17 protein-coding genes are annotated in these 18,842 nt (G+C 35.1%); 16 read left to right on the forward strand and 1 reads right to left on the reverse strand.

The features are described 5' to 3' along the window. The first annotated feature begins 50 nt into the window (after positions 1 to 50). The 8 genes from IGJ76_RS05845 (at position 51) to IGJ76_RS05880 (ending at position 10,842) form a co-directional block, all read left to right on the forward strand. Positions 51 to 2,213, forward strand: coding sequence for an AAA family ATPase (locus IGJ76_RS05845; protein WP_311801644.1), 2,163 nt, complete (start codon positions 51 to 53; stop codon positions 2,211 to 2,213). A gap of 33 nt (positions 2,214 to 2,246) precedes the next feature. Further along, on the forward strand, positions 2,247 to 2,636 hold the full coding sequence (locus IGJ76_RS05850) for a conjugal transfer protein (protein ID WP_002297349.1): 390 nt from the start codon (positions 2,247 to 2,249) through the stop codon (positions 2,634 to 2,636). Continuing rightward, complete coding sequence (locus IGJ76_RS05855; protein ID WP_430596817.1) at positions 2,623 to 5,070, forward strand: ATP-binding protein; 2,448 nt, start codon at positions 2,623 to 2,625, stop codon at positions 5,068 to 5,070. Before IGJ76_RS05850 ends, IGJ76_RS05855 begins: the two co-directional genes overlap by 14 nt. Positions 5,071 to 5,074: 4 nt before the next feature. Continuing rightward, a complete protein-coding gene (locus tag IGJ76_RS05860; protein ID WP_430596818.1) occupies positions 5,075 to 7,198 on the forward strand; it encodes a CD3337/EF1877 family mobilome membrane protein in 2,124 nt (707 codons plus the stop codon). After that, positions 7,195 to 8,199, forward strand: coding sequence for a lysozyme family protein (locus tag IGJ76_RS05865; protein ID WP_430596819.1), 1,005 nt, complete (start codon positions 7,195 to 7,197; stop codon positions 8,197 to 8,199). The genes IGJ76_RS05860 and IGJ76_RS05865 overlap by 4 nt, the downstream gene beginning before the upstream one ends. An 18-nt stretch (positions 8,200 to 8,217) precedes the next feature. Next, positions 8,218 to 9,129, forward strand: coding sequence for a conjugal transfer protein (locus IGJ76_RS05870; protein WP_227326724.1), 912 nt, complete (start codon positions 8,218 to 8,220; stop codon positions 9,127 to 9,129). 82 nt (positions 9,130 to 9,211) lie between these two features. After that, the gene (locus IGJ76_RS05875; protein ID WP_227326723.1) at positions 9,212 to 10,042 is read left to right on the forward strand and encodes a hypothetical protein; all 831 of its coding nucleotides are present in this window, start codon (positions 9,212 to 9,214) and stop codon (positions 10,040 to 10,042) included. Further along, positions 10,039 to 10,842: a hypothetical protein gene (locus tag IGJ76_RS05880; protein ID WP_430596820.1), complete on the forward strand. Its 804-nt coding sequence runs from the start codon at positions 10,039 to 10,041 to the stop codon at positions 10,840 to 10,842. Before IGJ76_RS05875 ends, IGJ76_RS05880 begins: the two co-directional genes overlap by 4 nt. 64 nt (positions 10,843 to 10,906) lie before the next feature. Here IGJ76_RS05880 and IGJ76_RS05885 read toward each other — a convergent pair whose 3' ends face one another. After that, positions 10,907 to 12,433: a helix-turn-helix domain-containing protein gene (locus tag IGJ76_RS05885; protein ID WP_430596821.1), complete on the reverse strand. Its 1,527-nt coding sequence runs from the start codon at positions 12,431 to 12,433 to the stop codon at positions 10,907 to 10,909. A 161-nt stretch (positions 12,434 to 12,594) separates the two neighbouring features. On the opposite strand from IGJ76_RS05885, the gene IGJ76_RS05890 reads away from it, so the two are divergent. The 8 genes from IGJ76_RS05890 (at position 12,595) to IGJ76_RS05925 (ending at position 18,322) form a co-directional block, all read left to right on the forward strand. Then, positions 12,595 to 13,113: a hypothetical protein gene (locus IGJ76_RS05890; RefSeq protein ID WP_159723529.1), complete on the forward strand. Its 519-nt coding sequence runs from the start codon at positions 12,595 to 12,597 to the stop codon at positions 13,111 to 13,113. Between the two features lie 41 nt (positions 13,114 to 13,154). Next, complete coding sequence (locus IGJ76_RS05895; protein ID WP_016171833.1) at positions 13,155 to 13,805, forward strand: hypothetical protein; 651 nt, start codon at positions 13,155 to 13,157, stop codon at positions 13,803 to 13,805. An 8-nt stretch (positions 13,806 to 13,813) separates the two neighbouring features. Further along, positions 13,814 to 14,122 carry a hypothetical protein gene (locus IGJ76_RS05900; RefSeq protein WP_016171834.1) on the forward strand — a complete coding sequence of 103 codons (309 nt, stop codon included), beginning with the start codon at positions 13,814 to 13,816 and terminating at the stop codon, positions 14,120 to 14,122. Further along, positions 14,109 to 16,238: a hypothetical protein gene (locus tag IGJ76_RS05905; RefSeq protein WP_430596822.1), complete on the forward strand. Its 2,130-nt coding sequence runs from the start codon at positions 14,109 to 14,111 to the stop codon at positions 16,236 to 16,238. The genes IGJ76_RS05900 and IGJ76_RS05905 overlap by 14 nt, the downstream gene beginning before the upstream one ends. Before the next feature lie 69 nt (positions 16,239 to 16,307). Next, on the forward strand, positions 16,308 to 17,072 hold the full coding sequence (locus tag IGJ76_RS05910) for an AP2 domain-containing protein (protein ID WP_075492083.1): 765 nt from the start codon (positions 16,308 to 16,310) through the stop codon (positions 17,070 to 17,072). A gap of 54 nt (positions 17,073 to 17,126) precedes the next feature. Next, positions 17,127 to 17,588, forward strand: coding sequence for a hypothetical protein (locus IGJ76_RS05915; protein ID WP_075492081.1), 462 nt, complete (start codon positions 17,127 to 17,129; stop codon positions 17,586 to 17,588). 52 nt (positions 17,589 to 17,640) lie between these two features. Next, the gene (locus IGJ76_RS05920; RefSeq protein ID WP_075492091.1) at positions 17,641 to 18,048 is read left to right on the forward strand and encodes an RNA polymerase sigma factor; all 408 of its coding nucleotides are present in this window, start codon (positions 17,641 to 17,643) and stop codon (positions 18,046 to 18,048) included. A gap of 82 nt (positions 18,049 to 18,130) precedes the next feature. Next, positions 18,131 to 18,322 carry a helix-turn-helix domain-containing protein gene (locus tag IGJ76_RS05925; RefSeq protein WP_081123249.1) on the forward strand — a complete coding sequence of 64 codons (192 nt, stop codon included), beginning with the start codon at positions 18,131 to 18,133 and terminating at the stop codon, positions 18,320 to 18,322. Positions 18,323 to 18,842 lie beyond the last annotated feature (520 nt).

Below are 18,842 nucleotides of genomic sequence, written 5' to 3' on the forward strand. Positions count from 1 at the left end.
TGTAAGGGAGATAATATTGTGAAGGAATTTTCAATGTTAGGAGAATAGTCATGACAATTAACAAGATTAAAATTCATAATATTGCAACTTACAGAGATCCTGTCGATTTTGAGCCTAGGAAAATAAATTTTATATTTGGAAGCAATGGCTGTGGTAAAACAACGATTTCAAATTTGCTAGGTGATTATATTAAATCTGAAGATTGTCAAGTTGATAAGGATGCTGACAGTGTTCTTGTTTACAACAAAAAATTCGTAGAATCAAATTTTTCTTCACAAGTGAAAGGAATTTTTTCTTTAGGAGAAGATTCAGTTTCAGTTCAAAGTCAGGTTCAAGAGTTAAACACCCAAATTGAAGAAAAAAAACAAGAAATCAGCAAAAAAGAAAGGAAAATTCGAGAATACCAAAGTGTTATTACAGAAAATAGAGAATATCTTAAAGAAGAATGCTGGAAGATTCAACAAAAATTGGGACCTGTTTTTCCTGAATCTTTAACAGGTGTTAGAAACAGCAAAGAAGCATTTTTATCCAAATTATTGGAAGAAAGCCAAAAGGGTACAGAATATACAGTTAACTACGAAGAATTACAAGAAAGCTATACTCCTACATTCTCGTCTGAGAGAAAAGCATATGAATTATTTAGTCTGATTGATATAAATATAGTTAATGCTTATCAGAGTAATCGAATTTTACAGAAAAAAATCATGGGTAGTAGTGATACACCAACGGGGAAGTTTATAGAGTATTTGCAGAATAGTGATTGGGTAAGGACGGGTATGTCGTTTCTTGCTGAGAGTGATTCTAATTGTCCATTTTGTCAACAAAAACTACCCTCCAATTTCGAAGATGAACTAAATCAGTATTTTGATTTAGCTTTCGAAAAAGAAATTATTGAACTAGAAGACTTTATTTCAGAATATACAATTTTTTTTGATGGAGTATTGAATAGACTTCAACTAATCATTAGTACTGAAATTCCTTTTTTAGATGTTTCTTGTTTGGTTGAAACTGTTGCTCAACTTGAGTCTACAATAAAGCTGAATTATGAAAAACTAAATAATAAAAAGAAATATCCATCCTATTCTATTGAACTTATTTCTGTTACGGATGTTTGTGAGGACGTAAATATATTAATAACTGAAATTAATAACAAAATTTTGAAAAATAATCAGGTTACTGAAAATCAAAAAGATGAACAAATTATTTTTAAACAGAAATTATGGATCCATATTGTTAATCAATCAGAAAGCTTGGTATCTCATTTTTTTAAACTAAAAATGAATACGGAAAAAGGAATTGAAGGTATTGGGAAGAGTGTTAATGCATGTCGGATAGAGGAACAACAAATGACTGCAAAAGTATCAGAACTTGAGAGTAGTTTAACTTCGATTACTCCGACTATAAGAGCTATTAATAGTATTTTAGAAAAATTTGGATTTAAAGGTTTTAAGTTGGGTGAAAACCAAACACAAAAAGGAACATACAAGATTGTTCGCGAGGATGGTAGTGATGCTAAGGAAACATTAAGTGAAGGTGAGTATAACTTCATTACATTCCTTTACTATTATTACTTGGTGTATGGTAGTCATGAAACAACTGGAACGGGTCATAATAAAGCTGTGGTTATTGATGACCCCATTTCAAGTTTGGATAGTAATGTAATTTTTATTGTTAGTTCATTGGTTAAGAAGTTAATAAATGATTGCAGAGAAAAACAAAATGGAATTACGCAGGTAATTATTCTTACTCATAACATGTATTTTTATAAAGAAGCAAGCTTTTTGGGGAGTCGAAAAGATTATAAGGCAGATGAAGTACTTTATGGAATACTAAAAAAAGAAAACGGAGCAACTTTTTTTAAAAAATATGAATGTAATCCAATCCAAACTACTTATGAAATGTTGTGGCAAGATGTCAAGGATGATCGTTGCTCATCGGCCACCTGCTTTAATAGTATGAGAAGGATTTTAGAACACTACTTTCAATTGTTGGGTGGTAAAAATTATGAACAATGTATTGATGATTTTGATGGAGAGGATAAGCTAGTCTGTAATGCATTAATCTCTGCTATTAACGATGGTTCACATTTCATCAATGATGACTTTGTAATTCAGTTTGACTCTGAGAGCATCCAAAAGTACAAAAATGTCTTTAGAAAGGTTTTCGAGAACCTCGGACAATTGGATCATTATGAGATGATGATGAGCAGGTAGAGAAATTCTACCTGCTTTTTGAAAGGAGAAACTATGAAAAAAATAAAAAGCTATACCAGTATTTGGGCAGTTGAAAAAGTCATTTACGCAATTAATGACTTTCAGCTACCTTTTCCTGTGACTTTTAATCAGATGGCTTGGTTTGTTTTATCCTTGTTGTTTGTCATCGTATTTGCCCATGTGCCTCCGCTATCTATGATAGAGGGGGCCTTTTTAAAATACTTAGGCATACCGGTGGCGGTTACTTGGTTTATGTCGCAAAAGACCTTTGACGGTAAGAAACCATTGGGATTTTTACGATCCTTTATCAGTTATCACTTGCGATTTAAGGTCACTTTTGCTGGAAAGAAAGTCAAAGAACAGAAAAAACGATGGGACGAACCCATTACTCTTGTAAGGAGTGTGAACTATGTACCCGATTAAGTATATCGAAAATAATCTTGTCTTTAACCAAGAAGGCGAGTGTTTTGCCTACTATGAGTTAGTGCCTTACAACTATTCCTTTTTGTCACCGGAACAAAAATATCAAGTGCACGATAACTTTCGCCAATTGATTGCGCAAAACCATGAAGGCAAGATCCATGCCTTACAAATCGCGACAGAAAGTAGTATACGTGTCACACAAGAGCGGTCGAAAAAGGAAATTACCGGTAGACTAAAAGAAGTAGCGAAACAACGAATTGATTTACAGACAGATGCTTTAGTATCCATGATTGGCGATAGTCAGATTGATTATCGTTTTTTTATTGGCTTCAAACTGATTGCGACAGATGAAGAGGTCAATCTAAAGAATCTCAAGAAATCTTTCTTTTCTGGGCTTCAAGAATTTGTCTATGGAGTGAACTATCATTTAATGGGCGATTTTGTTTCCTTATCCAATGAAGAAATTCGCCGATATACCAAGCTTGAAAAATTAATGGAAAGCAAGCTAACCCGGAGATTTAAAGTCAGACGAGTTACACCGAGTGATCTGACGTATTTGATTGAACACATCTATGGTGAAAAAGGTACACCGTTTGAAGAATATGAATTTCAGCTACCAAAGAAAAAGCTGAAATCAGAAACACTGGTGAAACGTTATGACCTACTACGTCCTAGTCGTTGTTTGATTGAAGAAAAGCCTCGGTACTTACGCATGGAACACGAAAATCATGAGTCTTATGTAGCGTATTTAACAGTCAATACGATTGTAGGAGAGATGGAGTTTCCTTCCTCAGAACTTTTCTATTACCAGCAACAACAATTCACTTTCCCGATTGATACTTCAATGAATGTGGAAATCGTGACGAACAAAAAGGCTCTTGCTACCGTTCGCAATAAGAAAAAGGAACTGAAAGATTTAGACAACCATGCCTATCAATCTGACAATGAAACGAATTCCAATGTTTTAGATGCGTTGGATTCCGTAGATGAGTTGGAAACTACTTTGGATCAATCGAAAGAATCCATGTACAAACTGAGTTATGTGGTTCGGGTGAGTGCGGAATCAGTGGATGAATTAAAACGCCGCTGTGATGAAGTGTTCGATTTTTATGATGATACCAATGTGAAATTAGTCCGACCTTTTGGCGACATGATGGGGCTACATGAAGAGTTCTTACCCTCAAATAAGCGATATATGAATGATTATATCCAGTATGTTACGTCTGACTTCTTGGCGGGACTTGGATTTGGGGCCACACAGATGTTAGGAGAGTTAGAAGGCATTTACTTTGGCTACAACGTGGATACAGGTCGCAATGTTTACCTGAAACCAGCATTAGCTTCACAAGGGGTAAAGGGTTCAGTAACCAATGCACTAGCCGCGGCTTTTCTCGGTTCTCTTGGTGGTGGGAAATCTTTTAGCAACAATCTCTTGGTCTACTATGCTGTTTTGTTCGGTGGGCAAGCTGTGATTGTCGATCCAAAAGGGGAGCGTGGAGGATGGAAAGAAACCTTGTCAGAAATTGCAAATGAAATTAATATTCTAAACTTGACCAGTAAGCCAGAAAACAAAGGGTTGCTTGATCCCTATGTGATTATGAAGAAAAAGAAAGACTCGGAAAGTCTAGCGATTGATATTCTGACTTTCTTAACGGGGATTTCCAGTCGAGATGGGGAGAAGTTTCCTGTTTTGCGCAAGGCCATACGAACCGTTACCCAAAGTGATCAACGAGGATTACTACAAGTCATTAATGAACTTCGAAAAGAAGGCTCGTCAGTTGCGGAAAATATCGCCGATCATATCGAGTCCTTTACCGATTATGATTTTGCCCATTTACTTTTCTCAGATGGTTCGATTACACAGTCAATCAGCTTAGACAAACAGTTGAATATCATTCAAGTAGCGGATCTAGTTTTACCAGATGCAGAAACGACTTTTGAAGAATACACCACGATGGAATTGCTTAGTGTTTCTATGCTAATCGTTATTTCGACTTTTGCCTTAGATTTTATCCATAGCAATCGAGAAATCTTCAAGATTGTGGATTTGGATGAGGCTTGGTCATTTCTTCAAGTAGCGCAAGGGAAGACTTTATCTAATAAGCTCGTTCGTGCTGGGCGGGCCATGAATGCCGGTGTTTATTTTGTCACGCAAAACAGTGACGATTTACTGGATGAACGCTTGAAGAATAATATCGGATTGAAATTTGCTTTTCGAAGTACCGATATTCATGAAATTAAGAAGACTTTGGAATTCTTTGGGTTAGATCAAGAGGATGAAAGCAATCAAAAACGCCTGCGAGATTTGGAAAACGGCCAATGCTTAATGCAAGATTTGTATGGTCGAGTAGGTGTGGTCCAAGTTCATCCAGTCTTTGAAGAACTCTTCCATGCCTTTGATACGCGCCCACCTGTTCAAGAGAGAATGGAGTGAGGAGATGAAAAAGAAACTTTTTCGGATTGCGGGAATTCTCACAATCAGTCTCTGCACTATTTTTCTTGTTCTCAGTTTGATAGGAACGGTGGCGGAGGCAACAGGTCTGGTTGATGATACAGTTGGAGCCGGAAATCTTTATTCCCAATATTCACTTGGTAACTATCAGTTGGATTTCTTTGTGGATAGTTCGTGGGATTGGCTGCCTTGGAATTGGGGGGATGGCTTAGGAAAGAGCGTAATGTATGGCCTTTATGCCATTACTAATTTTATTTGGACTGTGAGTCTGTATTTGTCGAATGCAACAGGTTATGTGGTTCAAGAAGCCTACCAGTTGGATTTCATTTCAGCCACGGCTGAAAGTATTGGGAAAAACATCCAAACCTTAGCTGGCATTACCGAAAATGGACTCCAGACCTCGGGCTTCTATTTTGGATTTCTATTATTGATGATTTTAGTTTTAGGAGTTTATGTGGCGTATACCGGATTATTAAAACGAGAAACCACCAAAGCAGTTAGAGCCGGGATTAATTTTGTGATGATTTTTCTACTATCGGGTTCCTTTATCGCTTATGCGCCCACCTACATCACAAAAATCAATGACTTTAGCTCAGACGTTAGTGAAGCCGCCCTTAGCCTTGGAACCGAGATCGTTGTACCCAATTCAGAAAGTAAAGGAAAAGATAGTGTGGATTTGATTCGAGATAGCTTGTTTTCGATTCAAGTCCAACAACCCTGGTTACTATTACAATTTGATGATTCTAATATAGAAGAAATTGGCGAAGATCGGGTCAATCAGATTCTATCCGTGAGTCCGGATGAAAATAAGGGCAAGGATCGGGAAGAGGCGGTCAAAACGGAGATTGAAGACAATGACAATGCGAATTTAAGTATTACCAAGACCATGAACCGTTTAGGAACCGTGGTCTTTTTGGTGCTGTTCAATATCGGGATTTCCTTCTTTGTTTTTCTCCTAACTGGGATTATGTTGTTTTCTCAAATTCTCTTCATTATCTTTGCGATGTTTCTTCCTATTAGTTTCTTATTTTCAATGTTGCCGACTTATGAGAGTTTGGGGAAGAAGGCGATTATTCGCTTGTTCAATACGATTATGATGCGAGCGGGAGTGACATTGGTGATTACGACTGCATTTAGTATCTCCACGATGTTTTTCAATATTTCGGCCACCTATCCCTTCTTTATGGTAGCTTTTCTGCAAATCGTGACCTTTGCTGGTATCTATTCCAAATTGGGCGACATTATGAGCATGTTCAACCTTCAAAGTAATGATAGCCAATCAATGGGAAGAAGGGTCATGCGAAAACCGCAAATGTTGATGAACCGTAAATTGCGGCAAATTAATCGAAATGTGGGACGTACTTTGGCTTTTGGTGGAAGTGCAGTAGCTGGGAATAAGTTGGCAAAGGAGCAATCAAAATCTAAATTTAAGCCATCAGGTTCTTCTCTACGAAAGAATTCACGATTACCTAACGATCAGGAGGTAGCATCTGACTTGAATAAGGAAAAGCCAATTTCAAATAATAAGAAACAATCTCGAAAGAATTTAACCGGGAGAAAAATCGGCAAAGTTCTGGATACCCAGGCTTTGGTGAAAGATAAGACTAAACAAGTAAAGGATGGAGTACGGAATGCGCCAACCAACGTGAAATACAACTTCCATAAAGGAATCGAAAAGACGAAAAAAGCACCAGAAGAATTCAAGCGCGGACTGGTCCAAGAAAAAGCAAGTCGAGCGGAGTTGCGAGAAAAACAGCGACAACGTAGAGATGAAAAAATGGCTGAAAAGCGCAAAGTATTGAACGAAACAGGGAATTACCATGGGAAAAGAAGGGAAAATGTTCGGATAAAAGCAGAGGTCCAACCTCAGAAAGATAGTATGCCGAAAAAAGAAGCATCAAAGCGGATTGTGAGAGCAAATCTGAATCCCGAAATCAAACGAAAACTAACTAGTCAAGAAATCATTTCAAAAGAAATAAACCAACTGTCAAATAAAAATAATTCTTTCCAACAAGTGAAGCAGCGGTCTACTCTGCCTAAGAGAACCAATCAAAAAATACAAAAAAGAATGAACCCTCGTCCAAAATCAAAGTCGGGTGAGAAAAAATGAACTTTAAGAAAATAGGTGTCATTTCGTTAACCTTCCTGATAATCTCTTTTATGAGCATCTTGATGTGTGTGGGTTTGTTGTTTGGCGAGGACAGTGAGGGAAGTGGGAGTTCTGAAACTTCTCCTGGAGGTAGTAGTGTCTCAGAAGAAGTTTTGAAACACCGTGCAATGGTGGAAAAGTATGCCAAAGAATCGGATATAACAGAGTATATCCCAATTCTTTTGGCGATTATTCAAGTGGAATCTGGTGGCACAATGGAAGACGTTATGCAAAGTTCGGAGTCAGCTGGGTTACCACCGAATTCATTAAGTACCGAGGCATCCATTAAACAAGGATGTCTCTATTTTGCGTCTTTGGTTGAGCGTTCCAAAGAGCTAGGGTGTGATCAAGATAGTATCATTCAGGCCTACAACTATGGTGGCGGGTATCTGGACCATGTCGCGAAAAACGGGAGGAAGCATAGTTTTGCTTTAGCCGAATCTTTTTCAAAGGAAAAATCGTGTGGTCAAAAAGTTGATTATCCCAATCCCATCGCGATTAAGGAAAATGGTGGGTGGCGGTATAACTATGGCAATATGTTTTATTGCTTATTAGTGAAGCAATACCTAACTACAACACAGTTTGATGATAAGACGGTCCAAGGGATTTTTGACGAGGCGTTTAAGTATGAAGGAACGGCCTATGTATTTGGCGGTTCGAGTCCCGAAACGGGTTTTGATTGTAGTGGCTTGACTCAATGGTGTTATGCCAAAGTTGGTTTGAAACTTCCTCGGGTGGCTCAGGATCAGTATGATGCCATGACCCATATTGATCTAAAAGATGCCAAACCAGGTGATTTAATTTTCTTTCATTCGACTTATGATGCCGGTACTTATGTGACTCATGTGGGTATTTATGCGGGAGATAATCGGATGTTTCACGCAGGGAATCCAGTGGGCTGGACAAATCTAACAGAAAGCTATTGGCAGCAGCATCTTATCGGAGCTGGACGGTACAAATAAGAGAAAAGAGGTAAAAACATGAAGATCAAAATTGAACGGAATCAAAAAGAAGAGAGCCCAAAAAAGAAGAAAGAACGAGTTGTATCCGTAGGGAAGCATCGAAAAATGGTGCTTGCCCTTTGGCTTTTACTCCTTTGTAGCTTATCTTTTGGTATTTACAAGAATTTCACGGCCATTGATCAACATACAACCCATGAGAAAGTGGTTGTAAAAGAGAAGGTAGTGAATACCTTTGGAGTTGAAAGTTTTACGAAGGATTTTGTAAAAGAATACTTTTCATGGAAGAATAACAAGGAAGTAATCGAAAAGAGAATGACTAATCTTGAACAGTATCTTGCAGAAGAAGGACTCGCTTTGAGCCAAGATATGATTCGAGCGGATATTCCTACTAGTTCCGAAGTTCAATCGGTAAGAATTTTTGATGTTGAAAAGGGCTCAGATGATTTTGTCGTTTCATTTTTAGTAGGTCAAAAGATTACAGAAGGGAAAAAAACGCAGCAAGTTTCATCTGCTTACCGAGTGACAATATATGAAGATAAGAAAGGAAACCATATTGTGTCCAGCTTGCCTACTATGATTGGAAAACCAGAAAAGGCGAAGTATAAGACAAAACAAGTAGAAACTGATTCAGAAATTGATGCTAAAACAACGGAAGAAATCACCGAGTTTCTAGAGACGTTCTTCAAGCTTTATCCAACTGCTTCCGAAAAAGAACTTGAGTATTATGTAGAAAATAGTGTCGTTACACCAATAAATACTACATTGAGGTTTATAGATTTTACTAATCCTATTTTCCGACAAAAAGGAGAGAATTATCAAGTTTCAGTGGTAGCAAAGTACCTTGATGATACTACAAAAGCAACAGATAATTTCCAGTATTCTTTTGTTTTACAAAAGTCGGAAAATTGGAAGGTCATAGAAGCATATTAGCTAGATAATAATAAATTTATCTTTTGTAATTTGATATTATATAATAATAACAAAACTATTCATTCATGAGAGGTGAGACTAAATGATTACATTAGATAAATTTATTGAAAAAAGATTGAAAGATGATCAGAAGAACTTATTTGACTTAAAAAAGAAAGATGTTAATCTACAGGATTGTGTAAATTATGTTTTTGAATATTTTAATACTTATATTAACATTGATAAAACTCAATCTTTGCAAATTGAAAACAATGAAAAACTGGAAAAATATCAAAAGCAAGTCGATAAATACTCAACAAATGTCCAGAAATGGCTTATAGAGGTATATTCTCGTTATAACAAAAAAATGAATCAGCAAATTTCAAAATTGCTAAATAAAATGGATACTTTTTTACTAACCAATTCACCTGATAGTTTCAGAAAATATTCATATAAATGCTATTCCTTACTAATTAAAAAGTATCCCTTTATGGAAAACTATATAGATCAACTTTACGAGTATATTGTTGATGAACATAGAGTTTTGAATATTAATTATTTGGGCGAGAATGAGCCAGTGATGAACTTTAATGAAAAAATCAACAATTATATCAAGAAAACAAATGATAAATATAATGTTAATTTACTTATCTGGGCAGAAAATTATGCATCAAATTTTTCTGAATATGAACATATGTGGCCCGCTGGTACGTATGATAATTTAGATTTTGGTAAATACTATAATCCGATGAAGGCTAAGAAAAATAGGTTTAATATAGATGCTATATATTCTCAACTGTCAACTTTGCCATATATCAGGGGAAAAAAGAAAATTTTGGAAATATTGGTTATGTATTATTGGCATAATCAAATTTCACCAATTGAGGAAGAGCTTTACAAAAAATATATGAAGCAAGCTTGTGAATCCATATGAAGATAGAGGAATATATTAAACTTAGAAAAAAATATGAAGGATTTGATGAAACAGAATATAAGAATAAAGAAGATAACATTCGGAAATTAATAGAGTATATTTTTGATTTCTATAAAATCTTAGAGGACGATCAAAGTTCCCAGAAAAATCTACAATTAAAAGAATTGAGAAGAAATGTCAATTATCAGTATGAGATTGACTCATTTAGTGAAGATACGCAGCGGTGGTTGATTAAACTATTTAATCAATATAATGTGAAAGTTAATCGTAAACTTTCTATGGTGTTAGATGATACTGATTACTTTTTACTGATTTCAGATGAAAAAGATTGGGAAAAATTATCGTATAGTTTATTCACTGAAGTGGTAAGAAAACAGGCTTATTTAAGTGAATATCCATTAGAAATATTATCCTTTGCAAAGGACTATTACGGAATTTATAGTAAAAACACTAGTCTATCAAGCTTTAAATACCAAATAAGTTTAAAGTCAAAAAAATTTATTAAAGATGTTCATAATGAATACGGAATTAATCTTGTTGCATGGGCGAAAAGTTACTTAAATTATTTTTATAGCAGAGTTACACTATGGCCAGTCTCTCACAGAATTGAAACAGAAGAAGATGGCAAAAGAATTGTTCAGTATAATATGAATGCTAATAGAAATGTTTTCGCACTTAATGTTGTGCTAGAGAAGCTTTCTGATTCAAATGGTGTTTCTAGTTTATTGAAGAAAAATAAAAAAATTTTAGTAGAATTGCTAAGAGAGGAAAGCAGGCAATTAGAAATTACAAGAAAATAGTAATTCATCATTTCGTTATATAACGTAAAAACGATACTTGAATAAAAATTCAAGTATCGTTTTTTTAATACTTATAAATACTGTTCTGCTTTTGTACTATGGACAAATCAAAGTCTTGCTTATTATTCACGATTTCATTATAGACAGTGAGTATGTTCTCAAAATCTTTTGGAGTAGGGTTTGAATGAATAGATACTACGGTACACTCTGGTACGAACAGTGATGGAAGATTGGTTATCAAAAGATCGTACTTACACATTCTTTCTCTAACTGAGGTAAGGCTAGTAGCGTCAATCAAATCCACATTCAATCGCGTTTTTAAATGATACATAATATCTTCTTTCAAAAAATTACAGTGCTCGTAGCTCGTATTGAAAAAGAGTCCAGTCTTAATAGTTGGCGATTTTTGTTCCAATTGATCAGATAATGAGTCCCATGAAGTGACCACCATAAATAGTAATCGATTAATAACGGAATCATCTACATAAATTGGTAAATCACTATTTAAAAAATAACGAGATACAATTTCTTTGACCCTGTGTGTGAATCCTTCGTAATAATTATTGAGATTGATAAAAAATTCTTCATTAGGATTATAAAGGATTTTTGCAGGTCCCCCAATATAAGTGGTTGCGTTGTATAGATAAAGCATAAGTTCTTCTTTATTTGATAGGATTAGATTTTCCTTTTTAACAATTGAGTTTAATGTATTTTCTATCGCGACACGAAGATGATTAATTTTTGGATTTAAGGAGCATTTTTGATTTAAATCTGTCATTGACCATACATATTTATCATTGAAAAATATGTAAAATAATCGATATATGCTCTTTGAGGTTATCTCAGTGTGGTAGTGTTGAAAAAGTTTTTGAGTTAACTCTTCTGAAAAAGTAAACCCATGTTTTTGATCATTTTGTGATTGGCTTGGAAGTAAATGACCTCTGCGAATGCGTAGAAAATTAATAAATAACATAGTTCTAAATTTGTTTACATAAGAATAGGTTTGGCGTGCAGGTGTTTGTAAAAATGGGTAACAATCCATAAACTCTTGCATGATCTCATCCATCAATTCAACATCGTTCTCAGTAATTACTTTTTCAATGAGTCCATATTTTTCGATTAAGTAGCAAAAATAGAACCAGCAGATTTTTCTCTCATCACCGATTATGTCCATATAAGTACAGTCAATGTGAAAGTCGAAAGGAGCTAAAAGTTCATTGATTGTTCCTATCTTTCTTTTTAATGTAGAAATGCTGAGGAAAAGATGATCAGCTAGAGAGGTCAAGTTGGTATGTCTACTTAAGAAGATTTCTTCAAGTATGGAAAATCTTGCAGACTGATTGTACAGTGCAGAAAAAATAAAAAAAGGATTTTGATCAGGCATGAGAATTAGCCGTACACCAAGTTGTTTACTACTTTCCAGTTTCGCTGGAGTGATGTATCTGTTGATATCTCCAATGCTTTTACGAACTGTACTTTCAGAGATTTGGGTAAATTTCGAAATAGTGCTTATTTTTTCCCAGTCTCTATAAATGAGAAATTTAATGATTTGATAGTGTCGTTGTAAGTTTTTTTCTAATAATGTTTCCATATGGAGCCTCCAATAGTTAACGAACGTTAGATTAAAAATGAACTTTCTCAATGAGAAGTATTGTTCTATAGTTATCACCGTTGTTGGAAACATAGGTAAGCTGACAAGCTACAATTATTATAACAACATTAGAGTAAGAAAAACAATGGAAGGTAAGGAGAATGGAAAGAAAAAAACGATCAAGAATTGTTATCCTTTTAATTTTGTTGATAGCTCTGTTAGTGGGAAGTGTGTACTACTATTTTTTAACTCATCAAACTGCTCCCAATGTAGTTGCCGGCGAAACTGATGGGAAATCAGGTGAGTTTGTTAAGGATATGAGCGAAAAAGAATTTGAAGAGCTTCTTCAAGCGAAGGCTGATAAAAGCGAAGTACGTTTGAAAATGAATTCTGATATGGTTTTTGAATCTTCATCAGAGGTTGGCGAGGTCAGTATATTAAATCCGGCAAGTAATCAATATGCCATACGCGTTCAGACTACAATTGATGGAGAGAATAAAGTTGTTTATGATTCAGGTCTCATTAAGCCAAAACAGTATGTATCCCAAGGTAAATTAAGCACTACCATCAAAAAAGGTGTTTATAAAACTCAAAATTTAGTCACCTATTATGAGAACGATAAGGCACAAAAAAAGGTTGGAGAAACTCTGGTAGTAGGGCAATTATCTGTGAATAACTAGAATATCTAGTTATAAATAATAGAAACAATGGAGGAACAAAAATGAAAAAAACGCAATTTGTAGCACTTTTCGGTGTAGTCGCATTTGGAGGAGCAGCATTATTAGGGCCATCAGCTGCGTTTGCCTATGAAGATGGTCAACCAGATCCGAATACCCAACCACAGGAAGTCAAAAAACAAGATTCTGCTACTATTCCGGCAGAAGGAACATTTAAAGAATTTGACCCAACAGATCCAACAGACCCGACTCAACCAGATCCAGATCCAACAGATCCTGCATGGGTTGATGTTAAAATTCCAACAAAAATCTTATTTGGTCAAACGGATGTAAGTACAGGTATTATTTCTCCACTATATGAAATTGAAAATCTTTCCTCAAAAGGAGTTAAGATTTCTGTTAACGATTTTAAGGATAGTGGTACACCGGGAGGATCTGGAAGTCAAACGGATGCTGAAAAAATTAGTGATAAGTTGACTTTGAACTTAACCAATAAAACTGCAAACAGAGACATTGCTTTGCACACGACAGATCCGCAAAATCCTGCTCAATTCCCGGCGGAAATTGGTACTTTGAATCCAACTGGAGACAAGCTTGAATTTAAATTAAGTGGTGGAGTAGCAACAGGGTTTAATTTTGAAAAGAATGCTTTAAATCCACAATATGATTTAGTTCTTAAGTTTGAAGTTCAATAGGAATTGATATGAAAAAATACTATGGTTTTATAGTGCTATCGTTAGTAATCATTCTAACTTTTATTTGTCCAATCGAGACCTTCGCTGAGTCATCAAGTATTCAGTTTAATCATATTCCGATTGAGGGAATCATTGGCAAAGGAAGCGACCAACATTCTAATGTAATTGATGAAAACCAAAATGATAAGATGGATAAATTACCACAATTAGGCAATGAAGGAGATAATAGTAAATTTCTCTCCTTCATTGGAGTGGTCCTTATGCTTATCGCTTTAGAGCTGAGGTTTCTATTGGGAGGTGCTTATGAAAAAAAGTAGCTTTTCTTTGATTATGGCTTTCGTTTGCATTATTGGAAGTTTGTCATTTCCCACATATAGCTTTGCAAGTGATTCTGGTGATACTGCTAGAGACGTAGCGCAAGATGCAACACAGAAAGAATGGAATGACATGAAAGTCTATTTTGAGCAAACTGTGCTTCCAGCTGATGAGGGTTATACTCGAGGATACCAAACATCTACTGATTTTGAATTTTATTGTAATGATTGGCATAAAAATGAGTATGCATATACTGGACCAGCTAAAAGAATTATCAAAAGCATGACTAGTAGTGATCCAAATACTGTGAGTATTAGCTATAATTCAAATAATATTCAATTAAAAAGAGGAAGTGGCTCCTCACCTAAGGTAACAATAAATATTGAATATCAACTAGATTGGTCTTTTCACGTTAAAGAGAATGTGGCTGGAGTTTGGTGGACAGTAAATGATCGCTTTGGTCCAAGCGGGACAATAAAGGATTCTTTTACAGTGAATGTAGCACAAAAACATCTTACAGTAATTCCAAAACAGACAAATAAAATCCAATTAAATCTATTCGATATCAAGGTAGACGATCCTTTAAGCTTCGTGGATTATAGTGGAAACACAGGTGAAGTATCTTATTACATGAAAGAGAAACCTGATGATACAAAAATAGGGGAAACTAGTGGGAAATTTATTTTTTTTGACGATAGCCATACAGTACCTGTTGATATTCCCTTTACTGTTATTGATACCACTCCTCCAACGGGACAGTTGATTAATCCAATTTTCTTGGAATTGGGCACGAATGCTGAAATCAGAGACTTTCTTGAATATGAGCCTTGGGATAATGACACAAAACCTGTTTCTATTTATTCAGATACTGATCCTAACAGTTTAGGCTTGGGAAATCATCCCTTTGAAATGAAGTTAACAGATAGTTCAGGTAATGCATCTTTATTGAAGTCAACAATTGGTGTACAGGATTCTACGCCACCACTAGTTAACACAAAGGAAAAAATCATTGAGTATGGATCAAAAGTAGATGCAAATGATTTTATTCGTTCAATTACTGATAATGATAAAACCGGAAAAATGAGAACTTCGTTTGATCCTTCAAAACCAGCTCCTGATGTAAAAAAGATTGGAAGCCAGGATGTTTTTCTTGTCGTGAGCGATCCGTCTGGAAACAGTACTAAAGCACAAGCAAAGCTAACCGTGAATCCTGATGCTATTGCACCTATCGGGGATGGTATTTTACAAATGGTGCTTGTTAACGGCAGTATATCAACTAACCCACTTGATGTAGTAAAAAATTTGCAAGATAACGATGATACTTCAAAAATAACGGCAAAATATGTAAAAATACCTGATACATCTAAAATTGGTTTGACGGATGCGAAAGTTGAATTATCTGATCAAAATGGGAATAAGTCAGAAGTGACTGTGCCTGTTTTTGTACATGATCATCATAGTATCTTTGATAATCAATATGTATTGAGTTCGCAAAATTTCACTGCCTATTCTAACCAAGTTCCTGCTTCAAAAATTGAAGAATGGATTTTGCAAGAAAGTCAATCTAAAGCGTGGGAACTTTCAAGTGGAAATGAAATATCTAAGCAAATTAAAGTGATTAAGCATGATGTAAAGCCTCAGTTTGGCTCCTATACTGCTACGATTCAACTTGGCAATCTTACGAAAGATATCACGATTAATATTTTAGATGCCAAAGATTTGATTGATGTTACTATCCCGCAAAAAGTAATTTTTGGATCAACAGATGTTCAAAACGGTAAGGTATCATCACCGAGTTACGAAGTGAAAAATAATTCAACTGCAAAGCTCAAAGTATCTTTAGCCAAAATGCAAGTGGATTCTAGTTCAACGATTGATGTCATCCGGACTAATGATACCGAACCTAGTGGAAAAGATGAGAAAGTAAAATTAAGTCTGAGCTCATTGGAAGATTTTCAGTTTCCGATGATTGAGTTGCATCCGTCAGTAGCAAATCAAGAATTGGGAATTTTAAATTCTCAAGCAGTTGGTGGATTTCAAATTAAAGGAGCATATTACGGAAAATATCAAAATACAAAATGTAACATCCAAATGACCTTCAAATTTGAAGTGATTTAGTAGAGATAACGAGGGTGGTCCCCTGGTTATCTCAGTACATAGATTTCATGAGTAATGAGGCGATGGGTTATGCAAAAAAGATATGGTCATCTGATTATTTTAGATGAGTTAATTCAAAATGGTTATAAAAAGTATCACTGCCTTTGTGATTGTGGACAAGAAACAATTGTTTATCATTCCAATTTAGTCTCGGGTCGAACAAAAAGCTGCGGGTGTGGAAATGTTAAAAATCGGCATAGATATAAGGATTTATCTAATAAAAAATTTGGTGAACTAGTTGCCCTTACCCCAACAGAAGAACGTAGCGAAGGAACCGTTGTATGGAAATGCCTATGTTCGTGTGGCAATGAAATAATGGCATCGGCAAAACGATTGCAACGAGGAGAAATCCGGAGTTGTGGATGTCTTAAGGAAAAACAGTTTCACATTGAAACACAAATATTCGGTAACCTGACCGTCATTGAACCATTAAATAAGAAGTTAGATTGGAAAACAAAATGGAGATGTAAGTGTAGCTGCGGTCAATTATGTGAAGTAAGCTATGGCAACTTATCATCAGGTCACACAAAAAGTTGTGGTTGTTTGAAAAGAGTTGAAAGTAGAACTTGTGTAAAAGGAACAATTGTCGAATGTTTGAAAGCTAAATTGGCCAAAAACAATACTAGTGGCGTAAAAGGAGTTTATCGATGTAAGGGAATGTGGGTAGCTTATATTACTTTCCGTGGAAAGCGACACTATCTGGGTACGTATGACAATCTAAGTGAAGCAGCGCTGGCGAGAAAAAAAGCCGAAGATAAATATTTTTTGCCGTTGTTAAAACAATTTTCGATTTAATGTCCAGTTTTGTGTTCCCTTTTTGTTTTTAGTAGTGAAAGGGGAAGAAAGAATATGGATATTCGTGATGAAAAATGTCGAGTGTACGAACAACTGAGACTATTGATGGAGGAAAGAAGGGAGCTTTCAAAACAGTATTTTGATCTAAAAGAATACTTGATTCATTTAGAAGATAATCAAGACACGACAAATTCTGATAAAGCAATACATCGTGAAGTGGAGCAAATGAATTTAGGAAATGAAAAGGAGCTCCAAGATTACTTTACTCAGCGAAAAGCAATCGACAATCATCATCGATCTTACAAAGATTACGGGTTTATTATTGCATCAATTTTGAAAGAGGCAGGAAAACCATTATCCGCCAAACAAATTTATCACGAGTGGATGGAGTCATATGAAATTTTTCCGGATTATCGCAATTTTGTAAATAATATTCTTCCAAAAATTAATCGAGATGAATCAATCCCTGTTGAACGTGCTATGAGAGGATATTGGCAATATAGACTTAAAACCTAATTTGTCCGTATATCTTTTTCCTTTCGAATTTTCAAAGGAAGAAGTGACAGTGATGAATCAGAATTTTGATTTTGCAAATGATGATGCACAAATTATTAGCTATATTCAAAAAACAGTTCACAATACGGCGATTAATTATTTTGCTAAAAATAGCAGACTAAAAGATACTGAATTTGTTTCTGGACAAAAGATACTAGATTACTTTATCGAGGAGCAAGCAATGTATCCACAAGAAACTGTTACAGTAGTATCTGAAAAATTTCCGCTAGATTTCTCTAATTTTGCCTTAGCCACTGAATTCCAAAAACTGTCTGATAAAGATCAATCTCTACTAATTCAAAAATATATTTTTGGATATTCAGACTATGAGATTTCTATTCGACTATCAATGACAAGACAAGGTGCAACAAAAAAGCGTCAACGTATTCTAGGAAAAATTCGAAAACGTCTAATTCATTAGTTTTAAAAAACAATATGATTCGTGCTCCTCCCTGAAGCACTCGCTGTGAAAAATGAGTGCTAAAAAATGGAGGATGCGTGAAATGAAGTCATTGGCAGAACTCGTTATTCTTGTTCAAAAGGATGATGAAGAGGCGTTTTCTCAGATTGTGAACAGTTTTAAACCATTGCTGATTAAAGAATCTTGTCGTAATGGAAGCTTTGATGAAGATTGCTATCAAGAGTGTATGATCAGACTATATTTAGCTCTTAAAAAAATTGATATTACAGAATAATTATTTTTAAAGATAATTGTGTAGTCAATTTCTTATAGTAGTTCAGAAAGGTAGGGACATAGTTATTGACCTACCTTTCTTTGATGAAAATAAATATTTTTAAGGAGGGATGTTTATGCTCTTGTTTTTATTGGGCTTGTTTATAGGATGTATGATTGGAGTTATTGTAATGAGTTGCTTAGTTGTAGGAAAATTTGATGATATAACCTCCAGAAGAGAGTAGATTTTACAGTGATATAAGTAAGGATGGCAACTGCATTTTGCAGAGGTGGGAGTAAAAATGAAACGAAAATATATTGTGTTGACTTTGTTTGCATTATTTTTATTGGTAGTATATTCTCTTTTGACACCATTTTCTAAGGATGTTGTAAACTTGGTGATAGTCATAATAGGAACCGTTTTGATACTTGTAACATTTTGCTATGTTGCGATTAAAAAAACAACTAAGTAAGTAATGTTAGGACTTAATTTAATAGTCTTTTTATATTCGTTTATCGAGCTATTTACATGGTGAATAATA

Source organism: Enterococcus sp. DIV0175, from assembly GCF_050529075.1.
GTDB classification, from domain to species: Bacteria; Bacillota; Bacilli; order Lactobacillales; family Enterococcaceae; genus Enterococcus_B; species Enterococcus_B thailandicus.

What these genes read in the sequence shown, in the direction of transcription:
- IGJ76_RS05900 (WP_016171834.1), top strand. Translation starts at nt 13,814, where the DNA reads ATGAAAAAATACTATGGTTTTATAGTGCTATCGTTAGTAATCATTCTA.
- IGJ76_RS05910 (WP_075492083.1), top strand. Translation starts at nt 16,308, where the DNA reads ATGCAAAAAAGATATGGTCATCTGATTATTTTAGATGAGTTAATTCAA.
- IGJ76_RS05920 (WP_075492091.1), top strand. Translation starts at nt 17,641, where the DNA reads ATGAATCAGAATTTTGATTTTGCAAATGATGATGCACAAATTATTAGC.
- IGJ76_RS05915 (WP_075492081.1), top strand. Translation starts at nt 17,127, where the DNA reads ATGGATATTCGTGATGAAAAATGTCGAGTGTACGAACAACTGAGACTA.
- IGJ76_RS05870 (WP_227326724.1), top strand. Translation starts at nt 8,218, where the DNA reads ATGAAGATCAAAATTGAACGGAATCAAAAAGAAGAGAGCCCAAAAAAG.
- IGJ76_RS05855 (WP_430596817.1), top strand. Translation starts at nt 2,623, where the DNA reads ATGTACCCGATTAAGTATATCGAAAATAATCTTGTCTTTAACCAAGAA.
- IGJ76_RS05865 (WP_430596819.1), top strand. Translation starts at nt 7,195, where the DNA reads ATGAACTTTAAGAAAATAGGTGTCATTTCGTTAACCTTCCTGATAATC.
- IGJ76_RS05880 (WP_430596820.1), top strand. Translation starts at nt 10,039, where the DNA reads ATGAAGATAGAGGAATATATTAAACTTAGAAAAAAATATGAAGGATTT.
- IGJ76_RS05875 (WP_227326723.1), top strand. Translation starts at nt 9,212, where the DNA reads ATGATTACATTAGATAAATTTATTGAAAAAAGATTGAAAGATGATCAG.
- IGJ76_RS05905 (WP_430596822.1), top strand. Translation starts at nt 14,109, where the DNA reads ATGAAAAAAAGTAGCTTTTCTTTGATTATGGCTTTCGTTTGCATTATT.
- IGJ76_RS05860 (WP_430596818.1), top strand. Translation starts at nt 5,075, where the DNA reads ATGAAAAAGAAACTTTTTCGGATTGCGGGAATTCTCACAATCAGTCTC.
- IGJ76_RS05850 (WP_002297349.1), top strand. Translation starts at nt 2,247, where the DNA reads ATGAAAAAAATAAAAAGCTATACCAGTATTTGGGCAGTTGAAAAAGTC.
- IGJ76_RS05885 (WP_430596821.1), bottom strand. Translation starts at nt 12,433, where the DNA reads ATGGAAACATTATTAGAAAAAAACTTACAACGACACTATCAAATCATT.
- IGJ76_RS05925 (WP_081123249.1), top strand. Translation starts at nt 18,131, where the DNA reads ATGAAGTCATTGGCAGAACTCGTTATTCTTGTTCAAAAGGATGATGAA.
- IGJ76_RS05845 (WP_311801644.1), top strand. Translation starts at nt 51, where the DNA reads ATGACAATTAACAAGATTAAAATTCATAATATTGCAACTTACAGAGAT.
- IGJ76_RS05895 (WP_016171833.1), top strand. Translation starts at nt 13,155, where the DNA reads ATGAAAAAAACGCAATTTGTAGCACTTTTCGGTGTAGTCGCATTTGGA.
- IGJ76_RS05890 (WP_159723529.1), top strand. Translation starts at nt 12,595, where the DNA reads ATGGAAAGAAAAAAACGATCAAGAATTGTTATCCTTTTAATTTTGTTG.